This is a genomic window from Acinetobacter sp. NigerLNRRAM0016, assembly GCF_054112845.1.
On sequence record NZ_JBSYVT010000045.1, the window covers coordinates 1 to 20,876 of the forward strand.

Genomic DNA, 20,876 nt, shown 5'->3' on the forward strand with positions numbered 1-20,876 from the left:
AAATGACCTTCAGCTTTTAACTCTTGAATGGTATTTTGAATCGCATGACGTAAAGTTTTAACCGTAAAATCAACTTGGTCACGGGTTAAAATTAACGGTGGAGACAACACGTTCATGTGTCCTACTGGACGTACAATCAAACCGAGTTTTTGGCAATGATTGGCGATACGTTTACCCACACCCACTGAACCATCAAACAACTCTTTGGTTTCTTTGTTGCGCAAGTTTTCAATACACATCATGAACTTCTTGCCGCGCACCTGACCGACAATTTCCAAGTCAGCTAAGGTTTTTAACTGCTCTTCAAAATACACGCCAACATCTTGCACGTGCTCACAAATCTTTTCACGCTCAATGATTTCAATGTTTTTCAGTGCTGCCACACAACTTACAGGGTGACCTGAATATGTAAAGCCATGCGTCAATAAGCCACCCTTATGATGCGGTTTGCTGATGGCTTCATAAATTTCATCAGAAATAATGGTCGCACCCAATGGTAAATAGCCTGAAGATAAACCTTTGGCACAAGTGATGATGTCTGGAACAATACCGAACACTTCTTCAGAAGCAAACATATGACCTAAACGACCAAATGCAGTTACCACTTCGTCCGAGACATACAGCACGTTGTATTTCTTACACACTGCTAAAGTTTTCGCGTGGTAACCTTCTGGTGGCACAATCACACCGCCAGCACCCATAATTGGCTCGGCAAAAAAGGCTGCAACATTGTCTGGACCCAATTCTAAAATCGTATCTTCCAGTTCCTGTACTTTTTCATTACAGAAATCTTCCATCGATTGCGATTCAGGCTTACGGTATGGGTTCGGACATGAAACGTGATGCACCAACTGGTTATGAATTTCGAAACCAATATGATCCGCTTCAATGCCTGTCAGACTCATACTGATATACGTACTGCCGTGATACGCATCTTTACGCGCAATCAATTTTTTCTTGGAAGGCTGACCAATTTGATGGAAATAATGGTGAATTAAACGCACTGCCGTGTCATTTGCTACCGAACCGCCACAACCAAAGAACACATGATTTAAGCCTTCTGGTGCATGTTCAGCCAGTTTTGCAGCTAATTTTGCAGCTGGTGCTGTAGTTTGATGACCAAATGGTGAGAAGTATGGAAGTTCCATAATCTGTGCAGAAACCGCATCCGCAATTTCTTGACGACCATAACCCACGTTGACACACCACAAACCACCAATACCATCGAGGTATTTATTGCCATGTGCATCATAAACAAAGACATTTTCACCTTTCGCCATAATTAAAGAACCTTCTTCTTTAAATGTCGTGAAATCTGTCCATGGATGAATCACATGGTCTTTGTCTTTTTGCCAAATATCTTGAATATCAACTTCTACGGGTAATTTAGAGTTCATACGTTTCCTTCCTTACGCTTTGCTGCACACCAATCCTGGCGGCTGCATTCTACGGTTTATTCGTTCATCTTGCTGTTTAAACTGCTTGCGCGCAGTGAGTTTCGCTGGTTTCTGCCTGCATGGCGTCATAATTCAGGATGGCATTTAACAGCACATCTGCACCTTGAGCCGCATCTAGCGCATAGACATCTTCGGCTTCGTTATGACTTAAACCATCAATACATGGAATAAAAATCATGGTGGTTGGACAGTGCTTGGCAATATTAATTGCATCATGTCCTGCACCACTGACAATTTTCTGATTGGAATAACCCAAACGATCTACCGCTTGTTGAACCGTCTCGACACAAGCCGCATCAAAATAAGTCGCTGGACTGAACCAATGTTCCGAAATGCTGATGTCTAAATCATGATGCTCGGCAAGGGTTTGTAGAATTTTACGTGTTTCTACTTCCATCTCTTTCAATGCCGCATCATTTGGATTACGCAAATCGATGGTCCATTGAATTTGACCTGGAATGGTATTACGCGATGAGTTTTCCACCTGCATTTCACCAAAAGTCACCAAGCCTTCAGGGAAGCGTTTGCGAATGTTTTGTTCCAACTCCACAATCATCGCGGCCGAACCCACCATGGTATCTTTACGCATCGACATTGGGGTTGTACCCGCATGTGCCGCTTTACCTTTGGTTTCAACATCTAACCAGAGAATCGCTTGCCCACCAGTCACTACACCAATCGCCACATGGTTCTGTTCTAACACTGGACCTTGCTCAATGTGCGCTTCGTAATAAGCCTTAAACGGACGCGCCAAAGGCGTTTCGCCCAATTGACCTGTACGTTGCAATTCGGAATAAACCGTCACACCCTGCTTATCTGTACTTTCATACACTTTTTGCTTAGACAACAATCCTGTAAATACGGCAGAACCCATCATCGCTGGGGTAAAACGTGCACCTTCTTCATTGGTCCACACCACCACTTCCAGCGGATGGTAAGTCTTGATCTCTTCTTCGCTCAAACGCTGCAAGACTTCCAAACCCGCCAATACACCATAGATGCCATCAAAACGGCCACCTTTAGGCTGGGTATCTAAATGGCTGCCCATCACGATTGGTAGCGCAGTTGCAGAAAGACCTGCACGTCTTAAAATCAGGTTTCCAATTTCATCATAATGAATTGAAAGGTTGATCTTTTTTGCCCATTCAATTAACAAGGAACGCCCAGCAACATCTTCATCAGATAACGCCAAACGTGTGTTGCCACCTTTATCTGTTGCGCCAATTTTTGCCATTTCCATCAGCATTTGCCACAACCGTTCCGCATTCGCTTTCATTTACTAGAACATCCATTTTATAAATACTTTTATGTGTCATACATGACACCTAATTTCGTAAATTCACTCTAGAAAAAAAAACCGAACAGCAACAAGCGATATATTTTTAAGCACGACATTAGAAAAACTAATACCCTTAAATTGAATAACACTTGTACGCTTAGCGCATGCTAAAGAAATAATCAGACAAACCAAAGTAAAATAGATAAACGTGACATTCAAAATTATTCAAACAACTGAAATATCTAAAAATTAAAAATGAAGTAAAATTCAGCACTGAAACATTTAAAAACATCTCTGGATAAATTTAGAGCATCATTTCAATTGTTACAAAACGGTGCATCTCCAATTTAAAATGCCGATATTTTAAGCTCACATCACTCACATATACTGCATATCCAGCTAGTTCAACATAATAAAACCCTTGATGAACCGCATAAATTTTTCATTAAAAAAGGATTACCCTGAATATTCCAGCGTAATCCTTTTTCAATTTTTACATTCGATTTTTAAAGCATGATGCCGCGATTAAAACTCTTTCGTAATACTAAAAATCACTGCATCATCCGCATTATCAATATCTTTATTCATATTAGAATCAACATAATACAAGTCAAAAATAAAGTCGTTGTAGCTATAGTTTCCACCAATTTTATAATCGGTATATGAATCTTTTTTATCCGTTGCCCACAGTACCGCATAAGCCTCATTACTGGAGAATTGGTTATAGCCGACTTGGGCATAAGTACCCCAGTTTTCAGCAATTGGATAGAAATAACTTAATTCGTAGCGCAACTCCTTGCCGGTTTGGAAGGAATATTCAGGCGAATAATAGAACGAGAAATTCAGCTCATCTTCTTCTTTGAATAAGCCAATCCCAATGGCACTGACGGAATATTCCTCATAATCTGGACTTGGTATCGTTTTATCTGCGCCAGGATAGTTCACATCCAAATACTGGATATTCAACTTGAAGTGATCATTCACCAAGTAGTCATAACCCAAGTAATAATCCAACTCTAGGCTACTGCCAATATCTAAATCGATATTGGAAGCGAACAGTTGTGCGTATACCCCCGAAGTATGGTCCAGCCTGAAAAAGCCTTGTACGGCTGGATTACCTTGATTCTGTGAATAGCCTCGTGAATAGTAATCTGTTAGTAAAGCCACGCTACCGCTGCTGGAGAAACTATTCAGGAAAGTCGGTTCTTCAGCTGTCTCTGCCTGCGCCTGTGAAACTGCGAGTGCTGCCAATAAACCATATACAAGCTTGTTTTTCATCATTTTATTCCAATCAATTCCATGATTTTTATTTTGCTTTTTTATTCTGTGTCTTTTTTTTCAAAAACATAGAACCAATTTCAACAAAACCACAGGAACCATTTTGGTAAAAAAATGATGAGGAAATGAGCCAATATCATAAAAATAAAGCCCAAGTTTAAGGGCACCATGCTGAGTCCAATCAGGCTTTTTTTCTAAGCCATCGATACGCTTGCTTTTTATTTTAAGGAGCTATTTATCAATATGTTAGCCGTATTGATTTCAGGGACTAGATTAAGATGACACTAAGGATGCTAGTGCAAGAATTCATTTTCAAGTATAAAAAAAGATCATCAAAAATTGATGAGCACTGATTTGATCTTCGAATGTTAATCATTATGCTTCGATTAATGCGCAGCAAATACACTCCTGAGCTCATTGATAAAATATTGCTCAACCAAGGACAATTCTCGGTCTTTATGCCATGCCAATGAAATCGGAATAATAGAAACATAAGGAAATGGTGGCAGTTGTTTAAATAAATGATAGTTTTCATTTTTTTCTATAATATTTTTAGGCAACAAACCAATACCAATGCCACTTTTAATAAAACGAATCACTTCATCCATATTATTGGTGGTGACCAGTAATTTATTATTTTTTAAAATCGTTTCTCGCACTTCATTTAATGGCGAGCTGGGATTATTTAACTGTTCACTTTGGAAAGAAATGAATCCATGTCCCTTAATTTGGTCAATGCTTTGAACATCCTCAGTATATAGCGCGTGCTTCTCACTACAAAACAATGCATATTTTTGATTAATTAGAGTGTGATAGTTTAATTTTGGATGTAAAACTTGATTAATTCCGATTCCAAGTGCGGGAATTTTTTGCAGTAACAGCTGCTGAATTTCCTTGCTTTTTAATACATCGACCTGAAAATCGACCAAGGGGTATTTCTGATGAAAATCATGCAGTAACTGGTCATAGCGTCTAGATTCAATACGACTTAACACCAACAGTTTAATGGTGCCCGATAAGCTGTTTTTCTCGGTATTTAAACGTTCTTCATAATCCAGTAATTGACTATAAATCATCATACTGGCTTCAAACACAATTTCACCCGTGGCGGTTAAATAAAATTTCCCGCCAGTTCGAATAATGAGTGTTTCACTAATTTGTTCTTCCAGTCTTTTTAAACTTTGGCTTATGGCAGACTGGGTTAAGAACAATTTGACCGCTGCTTTATTTAAGCTACCTTCTTGAACGATGACCCGAAAGATACGCAGCAAAGACCAATTACATTTGTCTAGCAAAACATTTGATCTCATGCTGTCCTCCCTGATGATGTAATCTCACAACGTTCCTGCTGATCATATCAAAATTACCAAAGACTCACTGCCTATTTTGAGATTGGGTTGCAGACAAGAATTACAATTCCATATTGCACCAAGCTCTTTGGAATAGCTGACCAAACAGCAGAATTCAAATCTCTCAATATATGACTCTATAGACCTTAATACTCACCAGACTTATTTGTAGATCGACAGATTGTTAAATAGAAATTGTTCTTTATGGGCAAAAATCATCAGGGTTATTATCACGCGTTCAACAAACAGAAAATAATGGAATTTACCCACTCACTTTTTTTATGTGGATGATTTTGACTTTACTGATTTTTATCAACTATATATTGAAAATAAAACAAGGTCTGAAGAGATGGGTCCTCCCCTTCAGACCTTTAGAAGCATGGAACTCTGCCCTATACTGCTAATTTAACTTTTTTATGGAGAGATACGAGAGCCATTTAAGGATGGCGAATGAGTGCCAATTGTGGCTTCAATTTTAATTATGATTCACGGTAACGTCAAGCCGTGTGTCTAGGTTCGTGCTCTTCATTATTTTCACACCCCTTAACACTCATTTAGCAGTAAAAGCAAATAAGCCGAACTATTCAATTGCCAAATATCCTAAAACATCAAGCATATAAAAAGCCCCTGTAAATACAGGGGCTTTTCGAATTTGGCGGAAGCGGTGAGATTCGAACTCACGGAGGACTCACACCCTCGTCGGTTTTCAAGACCGGTGCATTAAACCGCTCTGCCACGCTTCCATGTGCGCAAGAATACTAAGCTTTTCCATTTTAGACAAGTAAAAAATAGCGTTAAAGCATTCAAGTGCATATTGTTTCATCAATTCCTTAAAGTTTGGCTGCAATTTCAGCACCATCACGTATCGCACGCTTAGCATCTAGCTCTGCTGCAAGTTTTGCGCCCCCAATAATATGGTAATTGGCTAAAGTCGCTTGTCCTTGTTGCGGCATCAAATCTTTGACAGACTCTTGCCCTGCACACACCACAATCGTGTCGACACGCAGCAATTGGTCTTGCCCATTCATTTCCACCCATAAGCCTTCACTGGTCACGGCTTTATATTGCACACCACGTAACATGCGTACCGCATGCTTTTTCAATTGTGCACGATGTACCCACCCCGAAGTTTTCCCCAGTCCAATCCCTAGCGGCGTAGTTTTACGTTGTAATAAATATATTTCACGCACAGGGGCTTCAACTTCAGGATGTTGTAAACCCCCTTCAGTCATGTAGTTGGCTTCAGCATCGACGCCCCATTCTCGCTTCCAATCCGCTAAAGGTTGCGGCTGCGGTTGATGTGGCGGTTTTAATAAAAACTCTGAAACATCAAAGCCAATTCCACCCGCACCAATGACCGCAACACGGTGACCCACCGCTGCACCACGCAACACTTCCGCATAAGACAGTACATTGGGCGCATCACTGCCCTGTATCTTTAAGGCACGTGGTACTACACCCGTGGCAATAATGACTTCATCAAAGCCTTCACGCTCTAATTGTTCTTGGTTCACTTTGGTGTTTAAGCGTAACTCTACACCCGTTTTTTCGAGTTGCACTTTAAAATAACGAATGGTTTCGTGAAATTCTTCTTTGCCTGGAATGACTTTGGCTAAATTGAATTGACCACCAATCTCTGAGCTGGCCTCAAACAGAGTCACTTGATGTCCACGTTCTGCTGCCACGGTTGCTGCAGACATGCCCGCGACACCACCGCCGACCACCGCAACACGTTTTGGCTTATTGGTTTTGACATATACCAATTCAGTTTCAAATGCCGCTCGTGGATTGACCAAACAGGTTGCACGTTGGTTTTTAAAAGTATGGTCCAAACACGCCTGATTACAGGCAATACAGGTATTAATTTCATCGACCCGATTGGTGGCGGTTTTATTGACCCAATACGGATCTGCCAAGAATGGACGCGCCATCTGCACCATATCGGCTTTGCCTTGCGCCAAAATGGCTTCTGCAGTCTCAGGCATATTAATGCGGTTGGAAGCAATTACAGGAACCGTAACATGCTTTTTCACCTCTGCAGTGTAGTCCGCAAATGCAGCACGTGGCACAGAAGTGACAATAGTCGGGATACGGGCTTCATGCCAACCAATCCCTGTATTCAGTAAAGTAATGCCTGCTTTTTCTAGCGCTTGCGCAACGGTCACTACTTCTTGCATGGTGTTGCCATCATGCACTAAATCCAACAAAGACAGGCGGAAACAGATAATGAAATTTTCACCGACTTTTTGACGCATGGCTTTGACAATTTCCACGGCCAAACGCATGCGATTGTCAATTGAACCACCCCAGCGATCTTCACGTTGATTGACATGTCGACTCAAAAATTGATTCAGCAAATAACCTTCAGAGCCCATAATTTCCACACCATCATAACCCGCCAGTTTGGCTAAATGTGCGGTATGTGCATAGTCTTCGATGGTGTTCAAAATCTGTTTTTCACTCATTTGACGTGGCTTAAATGGTGAAATTGGAGATTTAATTGGGCTGGCAGACACCACAAACGGCTGATAACCATAACGCCCAGAATGTAGAATTTGCATCAAAATTTTCGCGCCATGCTTATGCACAGCATGTGTCACCAAACGGTGGGGGGCAATATCGCCCATGCTATTCATGGTGCCACCCGCAGGCAGTAACCAGCCCTGACGATTTGGCGAAATCCCGCCAGTAATAATCAGTCCGACTCCACCTTTCGCCCGTTCACCAAAATAGGCAGCCAATTTGGGATAATTATAAAAACGGTCTTCTAACCCCGTATGCATAGAACCCATCACCACACGATTTTTAATGGTGGTAAAACCCAGATGGAGTGGTTTCAAAATATTTGCATAGGGTGTTGTCATGGCGAATCCTTATAATTTATTAGCTTTGCAACTTGTTGCATAATACTTTAACGTGATTTTTTATTTTGTTTATGGCTGTATGTGGCTGATTCTCTAAATAATCAGCCAATAAAAAAAGTGTAGCCAAACTCTATTGCGAGTTGACTACACTTTTATCACAACTGATCTATCAGTGGTTGGATTTACTTCCAGTATTTTAACTTCGAAGTCTGCCCAATGCCGACATTAAAGCTATTGGTTGGGTCAAGTTTTTGATAGTGCTGTTTTAAGGCGGGCTTCGCCACATATAAATGGCCGACATTGTGCTCCGCAGGATATTCAGCACCACGATCATCCAGCAAATGCCACATCTGATGCTCCATCGCCAAAGGATCAACACCTTTTTTAACAATATAATCCTGATGGAACACATGACATAAGAAATGGCCGTAATACAGTTTATGTACGATCATCTCGTCCATTTCTTTGGGTAAGGTTTCCACCCATTCACGGTCATTACGACGTAAAGCGATATCTAGCGCCACAATATCTTCGACTTCACTGCGATGAGTATCACGGTAGCGAATGGCCGCCCCCGCAACCGCAAAACGATGTAAAAAGGCTTTACGGCCTTCCTCATCCGTACAATGGAAGAAACTGCCCGTCGCACGCTGCGCGAAATAGCTGCTGAGGAATTGCTGTACTTGCTCCACATCCTGATTTTCAATGCGTAAAATCAAATGATGTTCATACTGATCACGGAATTCGTTCATACGTTCAGGCAAATGATTCGGCATAAACTTGGTAATCAGTTGCAGGACTTTATCCGATAACCCTTTCATACCAACTTTTTCTAAATAGCCATCGACTTTGTCCTTCATGGCAAAAGCAGCAGGCACTTTAGCAGTCCCAAATTTTTCAATAAAGACAAAGGTATCTTTACCGTATTCGGCACCAATATCATACGCCACGCGGTGAATATATTCTCCCGCAATCGGTAAGCGCGGTAAATCGGTCAAAAGAAAACGGCGAATTTCGGTCAGATCATCCTGTGTATTGGTGCCGACATAAAACACCTGACTTGGGATCTTCTCAAAAGTATCCAGTCGAACCGCAAATACACAGATTTTTCCTGCCGAACCCGATGCTTCAAACAAACGCGATGGATCGGCATTAAAACGTGCTGGCGTGGCTTCATCCACCTGTTTTACATCATGCGCATAACGCTGGTCAGAAGCGCAACAGCTTGGATTATGCTGCACATCACCCGTTTGATATTGCTGATTTTGCAGGCGTGATAGAATTTCTTCAGGTGTATTGCCCAAGTCCACGCCCAAATGATTCATCAGTTCCAGTTGCCCCGATTCATTCACTCGGGCATACAATGCCAATTCGGTATATGCAGGACCACGACGTACCAGTGCGCCACCTGAGTTATTACACACCCCACCCAACACTGATGCCCCGATACAAGAAGACCCAATTACTGAATGCGGTTCACGATTAAACGGCGCCAGCTCTTTTTCCAAACGGTCGAGTGTTGCCCCAGGTAAACAAATCACTTGCTGCCCATCACGGATAATTTGGATGCCTGCCAGACGTCGCGTACTCATCAGTACAACAGGACGATCATAATCATCTCCAAACGGGGTCGAGCCACCCGTTAATCCTGTATTGGCAGCTTGCATAATCACAATACAGTCTGCCGCTACAGCCGCTTGTAACACTTGCCATTGTTCCAGTAACGTCCCCGGTACCACCACTGCAAGCACTTGCCCTGCACCATAGCGGCGTCCTTGGCGGTACAAGCGCGTTTCACTTTCCTGCGTTAAAACGTGTTGTTTACCCACAATCTCGATGAGTTTTTGAATAGTTTGCTGTGAATCTGAATGGGGTTGCATAAGGAATGTTCCTCTCCCAAATTTGAATATGGAATCGTGTGTATTGAATTTTTTTGGATACTTGCCCCTTTTTCCAAAGAGGCAAGCAATTTAAAGCGCCAAGCTCAAATCAAAATTAGTCAGCCCCTCCCTTTTATCAGGGAGGTTGGGAGGGATTTTTTCTTAGTTAATCAATTATTATAAGAATAAAATCACTCGACCAATTCGCGCTCTAAACGAACCAAGCAATCTTCAGTAATGTCGGCAATGGTTTTCGCACCCGTTAAAGTCATGGCAACACGCATTTCTTTATCAATCAGTTCTAAAAGATTTGAAACGCCCGCTCCACCCGCAGCACCCAATGCATAAACGAAAGCACGACCGAGCATACAGGTGTCCGCACCCATCGCCAGCATACGCACCACGTCTAGACCATTACGAATGCCTGAGTCAGCCAGAATTTTAATATCACCCTTCACTGCATCGGCAATTGGTGGCAAGGCACGAGCAGAAGATAAAACGCCATCGAGCTGACGACCACCGTGATTCGACACCACAATACCATCCGCACCAAAACGTACGGCATCTTTAGCATCTTCAGGGTCAAGAATGCCTTTGATCACCATTGGACCATCCCAAAATTCACGAATCCACTCAAGGTCTTTCCATGAAATTGATGGGTCAAAGTTAGCACCTAACCAGCCGATATAATCTTCCAAACCTGTTGGTTTGCCCAAGTATTTAGAGATATTGCCCAAATCATGTGGACGTCCCATCAAGCCGACATTCCAAGCCCAATGTGGGTGGAAACAAGACTGCATATAACGACGCATTGCCGCATTTGGACCACTCATCCCTGAATGCGCATCACGATAACGCGCGCCAGGTACAGGCATATCTACGGTAAATACCAGCGTCGAACAGCCTGCTGCTTTGGCACGCTCTAAAGCATTGCGCATAAAGCCACGGTCACGCAGCACATATAACTGGAACCACATTGGACGTTGAATGGCAGGTGCAACTTCTTCAATTGGACACACCGACACAGTCGATAAAGTAAACGGAATACCTTTTTTATCTGCTGCAACTGCCGCCTGCACTTCACCGCGACGTGCATACATACCCGTTAAACCCACAGGCGATAAAGCCACAGGCATCGACAAGGTTTCATCAAATAGTTTGGTTTCAAGACTCAATGCTGACATATCGTTCAGAACACGTTGTCTTAAGGCAATTTTAGAAAGATCTTCTACATTTCGCTTCAGGGTATATTCTGCATAGGCCCCACCATCAATGTAGTGGAAAAGGAATGGCGGTAAACGACGTCGCGCAGCTTCGCGATAATCATTTGCAGAAGAAATAATCATGGTTATATCCTGTTTAAACGGCTCGAACGTTGTCGACGGGCTTCTTCCTCATCAATCGAACGTACTTGCTGAACTACAAACTCAATGTGCCCACACACAGCCTTGCGTGCGGCTTCGGGGTCTCGGCGCTCAATGGCATCAATCACTTGTAAATGCTGTTCATGCAATTGGTCAAAACGGTGGGCTTCGGAATAGACTTTGCGTCGCCCTAATGCCACGTTAAATTGCAACAAATCGAACACGCCACGCATGACTTGAATCAGCACCAAATTGTGCGAAGCTTCTGCAATCGCCAGATGAAAATTAGCATCGGCACGTGCAGCTTGCTCATCATCACCCAAAGACTGGAAGTGAGTGATTTGGTCATAACAATCACGGATGTGCTGAATATCTTCAGGGGTCGCACGCAAAGCTGCATGCCAAGCGGTACCACCCTCTAAAATAATTCTCGCTTCCTGCACATCAAAACGATAAGCAGGATCTTCATCAATTAACTCACTCAGGGGTTGCACAATTTGATGTTGTGACCACGAGCTGGGTAATTGCTGTAAATAAGTTCCCGCTCCTACCTTGCTGACCAGCATGCCCTGACTGGTCAATTGCTGAATAGCCTCACGCAAAGAGGAACGGGATACACCGAGTTGCTCACACAACTTTCTTTCAGCGGGTAAACGGTCTCCGACTTTCATTTGTTGAGACTCAATCAAATGACGCAAACTTTGTAAAACTCTGTCAGAGACTTTCATACCGCTGTCCTTCAATCTACGGGTGTTATGGAATCATCCATGGGAACACATATGCTTGTAAGGTAATAATAATACCGATCATTACCGTAAAAGTGATACTGTGTTTCACTGTAAAACGGAACAAATCAGATTCTTTACCCACTAAGCCCACTGCCGCACAGGCAATTGCAATAGATTGAGGGGAAATCATTTTACCGGTAACACCACCGCTGGTATTGGCAGCCACCAACAACACTTCTGGTACACCAATTTGTTGTGCAGTGGTCGCTTGTAGCGCACTGAACAAGGCATTCGCAGAAGTATCTGAACCCGTCAAGAACACCCCAATCCAGCCCAAGAATGGCGAGAAGAAGGTAAACGCATGTCCAGTATGTGCCAAAGCCAATGCCAGTGTTGCAGACATACCTGAATAGTTGGCAATAAAGGCAAATGCCAACACCATACCAATTGAATAAATTGGGGTTTTTAATTCATTGATGGTTTCACCAAAAGTCACTACCGCTTCACGTGGCTTCATTTTTAAATAAATGATGGTGATGATTGCAGCAATCATGATTGCTGTACCTGTCGCAGACAGCCAGTCAAACTTGAAAATGGCATCATAGTCTTTGATTTCAGACACCACAGGTGGCATTTTTTGCACGACTTGATGCAAGAACGGCACTTTAATTGAAATCACAAGATCATGTAATGCACCATCTTTGGCGAACAAATCCTTAAACGGTTTGATACTCCAAATCGTGACCATTACAGTTAAGACCATGAATGGAGACCATGCCTTCGCAATTTGACCAATTGAATATTTCTTCTGTTGATCTGCATTCAAGCTATTCGCATCGATATGCATATCTTCAGCTTTGAAACGGAAAATATGTTTCGGTTTCCAGTATTTCAATAAAATAGTCAAGCTCACCAAAGAAGCAATTGCCGCAGTAATGTCTGGTAATTCTGGACCAACATAGTTTGAAGTCAGGAATTGCGCCAATGCGAATGAACCGCCACCGACCAATACCGCAGGCCAAGTTTCCTTAACACCGCGCCAGCCATCCATAATCGCCATAATCCAGAACAGGACGATAGGCACCATGAACGGAAGTTGGCGACCCACCATCTGGCTGATCTCGTGCGTGTCTACACCAGATACCTGCCCCGCCACAATAATTGGAATACCCATGGCACCAAACGCAACAGGGGCCGTGTTCACAATTAAGCACAAGCCCGCTGCATATAAGGGTTTAAAACCAAGACCGACCAATAAAGCCGCTGTAATTGCGACTGGTGCACCAAAGCCTGCTGCACCTTCAAGGAAGGTACCAAAAGCAAAGCCCACCAACAGCATTTGTAAACGCTGATCTTCAGTAATGGACAGAATGGATGAACGGATAATGTCAAATTGACCCGTTTTCACCGAAATTTTGTACAGGAACACCGCCCCTATAATAATCCAGGCGATTGGCCATAAACCGTAAAAGAAACCGTAAACCAAAGATGCAAATGCCATCATGGTCGGCATTTGATAAGCAAATAAAGACACCAATAAGGCTAAAACAACGGTAATTGTCCCAGCCACGCTGCCTTTCATGCGAAATACAGCCAGCGCTAAAAAGAAAAAGATAATTGGAATAAGCGCAATTAAACTGGACAGCCAGATATTGCCAATAGGATCGTAAACTTGTTGCCAATGTTGAAGCATTGTCATCTCCTTGAAATGCTTGCTAGAACCTTGAGTTGGTCAGATCATCCTGAGGTAAAAATACCAAATTGGTCAGACCAATAAACCAAAAGCGTAAAAAAATAATAGCTGTTTGCACCATTATGGTAATTTCAAACACCAAACAGGTCAATAAAAAAGCATAATAAATATATTGGTCAGACCAATATATTTAATCAATTTATAAAAACCTCTGCTTTTAGAGAAAATACACAATCCACTTAATGTCCCTGTTTTTATTTATTTTTTTTAAATTTATTCAACTCAACTGGCTACTTATTCAACTTTAGTCGAATGGATTCATTTGTTGCACATTTATACAGGCATCCGAGCACTTGTCTGATTTTTATGTGAATTACCAACACCCAACATGCAGCAAAATATTGCCTCTAATCACTTAAATCCTCGTATATCTCTCAGAAAATTTACTGTTTTTTTTATTTTGACTTTGTTTTGCGAAAACAAGCGTCTGAAAAAGTGCTACAATCGCAAAAATATGTATTCTTTCAGGCCACCCATTCTCGGTGCCTATATTTATATCGTTAGGATTAACAATGACTGATAATGCAACTATCTTGCAGAATGTCCCAGTTGGCAAAAAAGTTGGTATTGCCTTCTCTGGTGGTCTAGATACTTCAGCTGCTTTATTGTGGATGAAACAAAAAGGCGCAGAGCCTTATGCATATACGGCAAACTTAGGTCAGCCTGATGAAGATGACTACGATGCCATTCCTAAAAAAGCAGAAGCTTACGGTGCAGTAAAAGCACGTTTAGTCGACTGCCGTTTACAGCTTGCACTTGAAGGTATTGCAGCGATTCAGTGTGGTGCATTCCATATCAGCACTGGCGGTATGCCATATTTCAACACGACTCCATTGGGTCGTGCAGTAACAGGTACCATACTTGTAACTGCAATGAAAGAAGATGACGTAAACATCTGGGGTGATGGTTCAACGTATAAAGGTAACGACATTGAGCGTTTCTACCGTTATGGTTTGTTGACTAACCCAGCGCTTAAAATTTACAAACCTTGGTTAGACCAAACCTTTATTGATGAATTAGGCGGCCGTGCAGAAATGTCACAGTTCCTCATCGACAATGGTTTTGACTACAAAATGTCGAAAGAGAAAGCTTACTCAACTGACTCAAACATGTTGGGTGCAACTCACGAAGCCAAAGATCTTGAATACCTCAATGCAGGCATCAAAATTGTAGATCCAATCATGGGCGTTGCATTCTGGAAAGACGACGTAAAAATTGAAGCTGAAGAAGTTTCAATCACCTTTGAAGAAGGCTTCCCTGTTGCAATCAACGGTCAACGTTTTGAAAATCCAGTTGATTTCATTCTTGAAGCCAACCGTATTGGTGGTCGTCATGGTCTAGGTATGTCTGACCAAATCGAAAACCGTATTATCGAAGCGAAATCTCGCGGTATTTATGAAGCACCAGGTATGGCGTTACTTCATATTGCTTACGAGCGTTTAGTGACCGGTATTCATAACGAAGATACGATTGAACAATACCGTATTAACGGTTTACGTTTAGGTCGTTTGTTGTACCAAGGTCGTTGGTTCGATTCACAAGCACTTATGCTACGTGAAACTGCACAACGCTGGGTTGCTAAAGCGATTACAGGCACTGTAACTTTAGAATTACGTCGTGGCAATGACTACACCATCATGAACACTGAATCTCCGAACCTCACTTATGAAGCTGAGCGTTTAACCATGGAGAAAGGTGATTCAATGTTTACCCCAATGGATCGTATTGGTCAGTTAACCATGCGTAACCTCGACATTACCGATACCCGTGCGAAACTCGGTATTTATACAAATTCTGGTTTATTGTCGATTGGTGCGGGTTCTGCTGTACCACAATTGAAAGACAAAAACTAAGGTTTCAGCTTCTGAATACCTAAAGCAAAAACCGCCATAGCTTGGCGGTTTTTGCTTTTATACCGTTTTTGTTTCATCTCATGCTGAACCGCAGATAAAATAAGCCAAATCATAGGAAGGGTTCTTTTTCTCAATTCACTCCTCACAGAAAAACAATAAAAATGCCGTCTATATTTACCTGAATTAAGCCATTTATCTGTAATTCGACTTAGCATTGCAAGCTGATATAGATTATCATCTGTTTTATTTTTTAGTCCGAAATCGCCTTGAATACGATTACTCTTTTGCAGCCAGACGATTGGCATGCCCACTTACGTGATGGCCTTGCACTGCAACGTACTGTTCCAGATTTAGCTAAGCAATTTAAGCGTGCGATTTGTATGCCAAATCTTGTTCCACCAGTGAAAACCGTGGAAGAAGCGCTTGCGTATCGTGAACGAATTATGGCGCATGTACCTGAGGGCAACCCCTTTGACCCACGTATGGTGCTGTACTTTACTGACACGACCCCTGCAAGCGAAGTCAAAAAGATTAAAGATTCAGAATTCGTGAATGCCATCAAACTTTATCCAGCGGGTGCAACCACCAACTCGGACAATGGCGTCAGCGATATTCGCAAAGTCTATGCTGTAATTGAGCAACTTGAAGAACACCAAGTACCATTATTGTTACATGGTGAAGTTACCCATAATCATGTGGATATTTTTGACCGTGAAAAACGCTTCCTCGATGAAGTTTTATCACCGCTGTTGAAACAGTTCCCGAAATTAAAATTGGTGCTGGAACACATTACCACCAGTGAAGCTGCGCATTTTGTCTTAGAACAAGACCGCAATGTTGCTGCAACCATCACTCCACAACATTTGTTGTTTAACCGTAATGACATGTTGGTCGGTGGCATCAAGCCGCACTTCTATTGCCTACCCATTTTAAAACGCCAAACGCACCAGCAAACCCTGTTGGAAGTGGCAACCAGTGGCAATCCTAAATTCTTCTTAGGTACAGACAGTGCACCGCATTCAAAAAATGCCAAAGAAAATGCTTGTGGTTGTGCGGGTTGCTATAGTGCACCAACTGCGATTGAACTCTATGCTCAAGCCTTTGACCAAGTAGGCAAACTCGAGCGTTTAGAAGGCTTTGCCAGCCACTTTGGTGCAGACTTCTATGGTCTTCCACGTAATACCGAAACCATTACCTTGGTAAAAGAAGATCAAGTGATTCCTGAAAGTTTTGATTATTTAGATGGTGACAAAATTATCCCGCTTTATGCAGGTAAAACCATCCAGTGGAGAAAAGTGTGACAAATGAAACTCTACCAGTAATTGGTCAGCGTTTCCGTGGATTTTTACCTGTGGTGGTCGATGTCGAAACCGCAGGTTTTAATTCCCAAACTGACGCACTGTTAGAAATAGCAGCAATTCCAATTATTTATGATGATGAAGGTAAATTCGTTCCTGGCGAAGCTCACCATGCACATATCAATCCGTTTGAAGGTGCAAATCTAGATCGTCGTTCGTTAGACTTTATTGGCATTGATCCATTTAATCCGATGCGTGTCGCGATGGCTGAAGATGAAAAATCGGCACTGAAACGTATTTTTAAATCAGTGAATGAAGTTCGTCGCCAACAAAATTGTACGCATGCCATTTTAGTCGGTCACAATGCACATTTTGATTTAGGTTTTGTCCAAGCAGCAATTGCACGTACTGGTACCAAAAATCAAAATCCATTTCACAGTTTCTCAGTGTTTGACACCGTGACTTTAAGTGCAATTGCCTTTGGTCAAACTGTCCTTGCCAAATCCTGTATTCAAGCGGGAATCGAGTTTGATGGCAAAGAAGCCCACTCGGCTTTGTATGACACACAAAAGACCGCAGAACTGTTTTGCTATATTTTGAACAAACTCACTCCACACCTACTTGACACTTTGATGGCGGATCAATAAGATACCGCCATCTTCTAAACGTCCCTATCGTCTAGAGGCCTAGGACATCGCCCTTTCACGGCGGTAACCGGGGTTCGAATCCCCGTAGGGACGCCATCTATTTGCTCTCGCATAAATTCACATCGATACATTCAACCTTCGTTCTCGCAGCTAGAATTAGGTATACTCGCACTTTTATTTTTCGATTCTGATTGACCTATGTTGAAGAAAATTTTACTGGTTTTACTGATTCTTTCTCCATCAGCGATTTATTTGTATATTGCATCGAAAGATGATCCAAAAGCATCTTCAACCACTCCAACATCTCCATCTGAGACGGTACACAATCCACATCAAACACCAGACCATTGAGTCAGGTCATCAATTGATGGATCTCGCGGTTTATCACTTGAATAAATCGCTTAATTCCGTGATCACCTAAAACAACGCATTTTCTCAACGATATCATTCTTCCAAACCCCTTGAACCACTGATCCTCCAATTCACCCTCTTCAGTCGCGCCTGTTCTCATCAAAAATTTAGACTCAAAACTAGATAAACCAGCTCAAGATGATTTAAGAATCATTCGTTTGGCGCTAATCTTGACGTGATAGATACAAATTTAACTCAAATTTTTAAGCCTACCTAGACGATGAAAAAGCATGTTCAATCCGCTTAGCACGTAAAAAATTGCGCTGAATTCGACAAGTAAGATATTTTTTACACAAACAAACCCATTTTTTAGAAATATTGTAATAACATGTTTGACAGTCAAGAAAAAAATACATAATATACGCATCACCTCGCAACGTCCCTATCGTCTAGAGGCCTAGGACATCGCCCTTTCACGGCGGTAACCGGGGTTCGAATCCCCGTAGGGACGCCATATCTCGTTTCATACGATCATTCAAGACTCACAATTCATTATTATTACATTGCAGATTTGTAGTTTTGCACTACAATAGCGCGCTTCATCATTCTATTTTTTCTCTCTCTTATGCAGTCATCTCAATCTCCGAATGATGCTATGCATCAGGGCAATTCTGCGCCTTTAAAACGCGCTATGAGTACTCGACATCTGGTCATGCTTTCACTTGGTGGTGCAATCGGAACAGGTCTATTTTTAGGTTCGGGTGAAGTCATTGCACAAACGGGGCCTGTAGGTGCCATCATCGCTTATATTTTAGGTGGATTAATTGCCTATATGGTGATGTTATGTCTGGGAGAACTGGCGGTACACATGCCTGTATCGGGTTCTTTCGGCGCATATGCACAAAAATACATTGGTCCAGGGACAGGCTATACGATTACATGGCTATACTGGCTAACATGGACAGCAACGCTCGGCACTGAATTCACCGCCGCTGCACTATTGATGCAGGAGTGGTTCCCACATATTTCTGTCTGGATTTGGACGCTAATCTTTGCTGCCATCATTTTTGGCCTGAACATGAGTTCAACTCGACTATTTGCTGAATCAGAGTTCTGGCTGTCTCTGGTTAAAGTCGTAACGGTCATTAGTTTTATTATTTTGGGTCTTTTGGCGATCTTTGGTGTGTTGTCATTCCAAGGGTATAGCTCGGCACCCTTGTTTAGCAACCTCACTGCAGAGGGTTGGTTCCCACAAGGCTTCTTCCCCATCTTTGCCACCATGCTGATTGTGAACTTTGCCTTCTCAGGTACAGAGTTAATTGGTGTGGCAGCAGGTGAAACTGCAGATCCTGCGAAGAATGTACCTAAAGCGATCAATGCTGCGATTTGGCGTCTATTAATTTTCTTTGTGGGGACAATTGTGGTGATCAGCGCCTTGCTACCACACGAAATAGCGGGCTTAGAAGGGAGCGGTGTTAGTAGCAGTCCATTCGTGACAGTCTTTACTTACATTGGTATTCCACACGCAGAAGACATCATTCGCTTTGTGATTATTACCGCATTACTTTCAGCAGCAAACTCAGGTTTATATGCAGCTTCGCGTATGATGTGGGCATTATCCGACAAGAAGCAATTACCTGCGGTATTCTCAAAGGTGAATCACAAAGGTATTCCAACCGTTGCGATTATTGTCACCATGTTTGGTGCGATTCCTGGTTTACTGTCGGAGCAATTTGCGCCTGAAACCATCTTTAAAAACCTTTTGGGTGTCGCAGCATTTACGATGGTCGTGGTATGGATGAGCATTTGCTTAAGCCAGTTCAATTTCCGCCGCCAATGGTATAAGCAAGGGCACACAACAAAAGAGCTCGGCTTTGCAGCACCATTGTTCCCGATTGTGCCGATTTTAGGTTTTGTCTTCTGTTTCATTACCTGTATTAGTATGGCAGCAGACCCTGAAATGTGGGCGGGCTTTATTGGTTGTTTAATCTTTATTGCACTGTGCTATCTCAGCTACTACGTGTTTTATCATCCTAAAACACCTCAAGCATAAGCACATGAAAAAGAGCGATTTAGATCGCTCTTTTTTTGCACCATCAAAAACCAATGGCATCCCGGCACACACTAATCACCATTTCCTATCTTTTTTGAGAAAAATGGATATTTTTTAGTCAAATCTCAACAAGTTGTTTTAATTTTAAACATCCACATGTTTTTTTCAGTTTTATTGCAGAAAAACGTTTGACACTCCCTGCTATTCACCCTAATATACGCCCACCTCTGAAACGTCCCTATCGTCTAGAGGCCTAGGACATCGCCCTTTCACGGCGGTAACCGGGGTTCGAATCCCCGTAGGGACGCCATTTAATTGATGGTTTAGTTTTCAGAAGTACCTGCCTCATTAAGTCCCTATCGTCTAGAGGCCTAGGACATCGCCCTTTCACGGCGGTAACCGGGGTTCGAATCCCCGTAGGGACGCCATATTCAGAGATGTTTCATCTCATAAAAAAACCTGAGCATGATGATTCAGGTTTTTTTATGCCTGTGTCATCCGTTATGCTTTGACGATGCACATAAAAACAACATGACTCAAAAAAGTGAGTGACCATACAACATCAATATTCAACTTTACCACAAGCCAAATTCACGCTCACAAGGCATTATATGGTGCTTAGAAGAACTCGAACTCAATTACAGTTTGGTCTATGATCAAGATGCTTTTCGAGACCCAAGCTCGTCAATTACAACATACTCCCCCTTTAGCAAGATTTCTCA

Annotated in this window: 15 protein-coding genes and 5 tRNA genes; 9 read left to right on the forward strand and 11 right to left on the reverse strand. The window is 42.3% G+C overall.

What is annotated here, in order from left to right; all coding sequences use genetic code 11:
- From ACWQ4X_RS17390 to lldP, 10 genes are all read right to left on the reverse strand, one after another.
- Window positions 1-1,397: aminotransferase (locus tag ACWQ4X_RS17390; RefSeq protein WP_457904477.1), on the reverse strand; the 1,397-nt coding region annotated here is incomplete at its 3' end.
- 76 nt (window positions 1,398-1,473) lie between these two features.
- A complete protein-coding gene (locus ACWQ4X_RS17395) occupies window positions 1,474-2,733 on the reverse strand; it encodes a Zn-dependent hydrolase (RefSeq protein WP_457904478.1) in 1,260 nt (419 codons plus the stop codon).
- Window positions 2,734-3,261: 528 nt separating this feature from the next.
- A complete protein-coding gene (locus ACWQ4X_RS17400; RefSeq protein WP_457904479.1) occupies window positions 3,262-4,017 on the reverse strand; it encodes a TorF family putative porin in 756 nt (251 codons plus the stop codon).
- Window positions 4,018-4,400: 383 nt separating this feature from the next.
- The gene (locus ACWQ4X_RS17405) at window positions 4,401-5,324 is read right to left on the reverse strand and encodes a LysR family transcriptional regulator (RefSeq protein ID WP_457904480.1); all 924 of its coding nucleotides are present in this window, start codon (window positions 5,322-5,324) and stop codon (window positions 4,401-4,403) included.
- A gap of 692 nt (window positions 5,325-6,016) precedes the next feature.
- Window positions 6,017-6,106: transfer RNA gene (locus ACWQ4X_RS17410), tRNA-Ser, on the reverse strand.
- 87 nt (window positions 6,107-6,193) lie between these two features.
- The gene (locus ACWQ4X_RS17415) at window positions 6,194-8,227 is read right to left on the reverse strand and encodes an FAD-dependent oxidoreductase (protein WP_457904481.1); all 2,034 of its coding nucleotides are present in this window, start codon (window positions 8,225-8,227) and stop codon (window positions 6,194-6,196) included.
- Between the two features lie 182 nt (window positions 8,228-8,409).
- Window positions 8,410-10,107, reverse strand: a complete 1,698-nt coding sequence (dld, locus tag ACWQ4X_RS17420; protein ID WP_457904482.1) for a D-lactate dehydrogenase — start codon at window positions 10,105-10,107, stop codon at window positions 8,410-8,412.
- A gap of 191 nt (window positions 10,108-10,298) precedes the next feature.
- The gene (lldD, locus tag ACWQ4X_RS17425) at window positions 10,299-11,453 is read right to left on the reverse strand and encodes an FMN-dependent L-lactate dehydrogenase LldD (protein ID WP_457904483.1); all 1,155 of its coding nucleotides are present in this window, start codon (window positions 11,451-11,453) and stop codon (window positions 10,299-10,301) included.
- 2 nt (window positions 11,454-11,455) lie between these two features.
- Entirely contained in the window at window positions 11,456-12,199 is a 744-nt protein-coding gene (gene lldR, locus ACWQ4X_RS17430) for a transcriptional regulator LldR (protein WP_100241451.1), read from the reverse strand.
- Between the two features lie 25 nt (window positions 12,200-12,224).
- A complete protein-coding gene (gene lldP / locus ACWQ4X_RS17435; protein ID WP_457904484.1) occupies window positions 12,225-13,898 on the reverse strand; it encodes an L-lactate permease in 1,674 nt (557 codons plus the stop codon).
- 566 nt (window positions 13,899-14,464) lie between these two features.
- On the opposite strand from lldP, the gene argG reads away from it, so the two are divergent.
- Window positions 14,465-15,805, forward strand: coding sequence for an argininosuccinate synthase (gene argG / locus ACWQ4X_RS17440; protein WP_457904485.1), 1,341 nt, complete (start codon window positions 14,465-14,467; stop codon window positions 15,803-15,805).
- Here the strand turns inward: argG and ACWQ4X_RS17445 are convergent.
- Complete coding sequence (locus ACWQ4X_RS17445) at window positions 15,802-16,110, reverse strand: hypothetical protein (protein ID WP_457904486.1); 309 nt, start codon at window positions 16,108-16,110, stop codon at window positions 15,802-15,804. The two genes, argG and ACWQ4X_RS17445, sit on opposite strands and share 4 nt — an antisense overlap.
- Here ACWQ4X_RS17445 and pyrC point away from each other — a divergent pair.
- The 8 genes from pyrC to ACWQ4X_RS17485 all read left to right on the forward strand — a co-directional run bounded on the left by pyrC (window position 16,072) and on the right by ACWQ4X_RS17485 (window position 20,582).
- Entirely contained in the window at window positions 16,072-17,106 is a 1,035-nt protein-coding gene (pyrC, locus tag ACWQ4X_RS17450) for a dihydroorotase (protein ID WP_100241454.1), read from the forward strand. The genes ACWQ4X_RS17445 and pyrC overlap by 39 nt on opposite strands.
- Window positions 17,091-17,750 (forward strand): ribonuclease T, encoded by a 660-nt coding sequence (rnt, locus tag ACWQ4X_RS17455; RefSeq protein ID WP_161933521.1) that lies wholly within the window; start codon window positions 17,091-17,093, stop codon window positions 17,748-17,750. The genes pyrC and rnt overlap by 16 nt, the downstream gene beginning before the upstream one ends.
- A gap of 20 nt (window positions 17,751-17,770) precedes the next feature.
- Window positions 17,771-17,846: transfer RNA gene (locus tag ACWQ4X_RS17460), tRNA-Glu, on the forward strand.
- 102 nt (window positions 17,847-17,948) lie between these two features.
- The gene (locus ACWQ4X_RS17465; protein WP_457904487.1) at window positions 17,949-18,101 is read left to right on the forward strand and encodes a hypothetical protein; all 153 of its coding nucleotides are present in this window, start codon (window positions 17,949-17,951) and stop codon (window positions 18,099-18,101) included.
- 438 nt (window positions 18,102-18,539) lie between these two features.
- A tRNA-Glu gene (locus tag ACWQ4X_RS17470) sits at window positions 18,540-18,615 on the forward strand.
- A gap of 111 nt (window positions 18,616-18,726) precedes the next feature.
- On the forward strand, window positions 18,727-20,154 hold the full coding sequence (locus ACWQ4X_RS17475) for an amino acid permease (protein WP_457904488.1): 1,428 nt from the start codon (window positions 18,727-18,729) through the stop codon (window positions 20,152-20,154).
- 234 nt (window positions 20,155-20,388) lie between these two features.
- Window positions 20,389-20,464 (forward strand) — tRNA-Glu (locus ACWQ4X_RS17480).
- Window positions 20,465-20,506: 42 nt separating this feature from the next.
- A tRNA-Glu gene (locus ACWQ4X_RS17485) sits at window positions 20,507-20,582 on the forward strand.
- The last annotated feature ends 294 nt before the right edge of the window (window positions 20,583-20,876 follow it).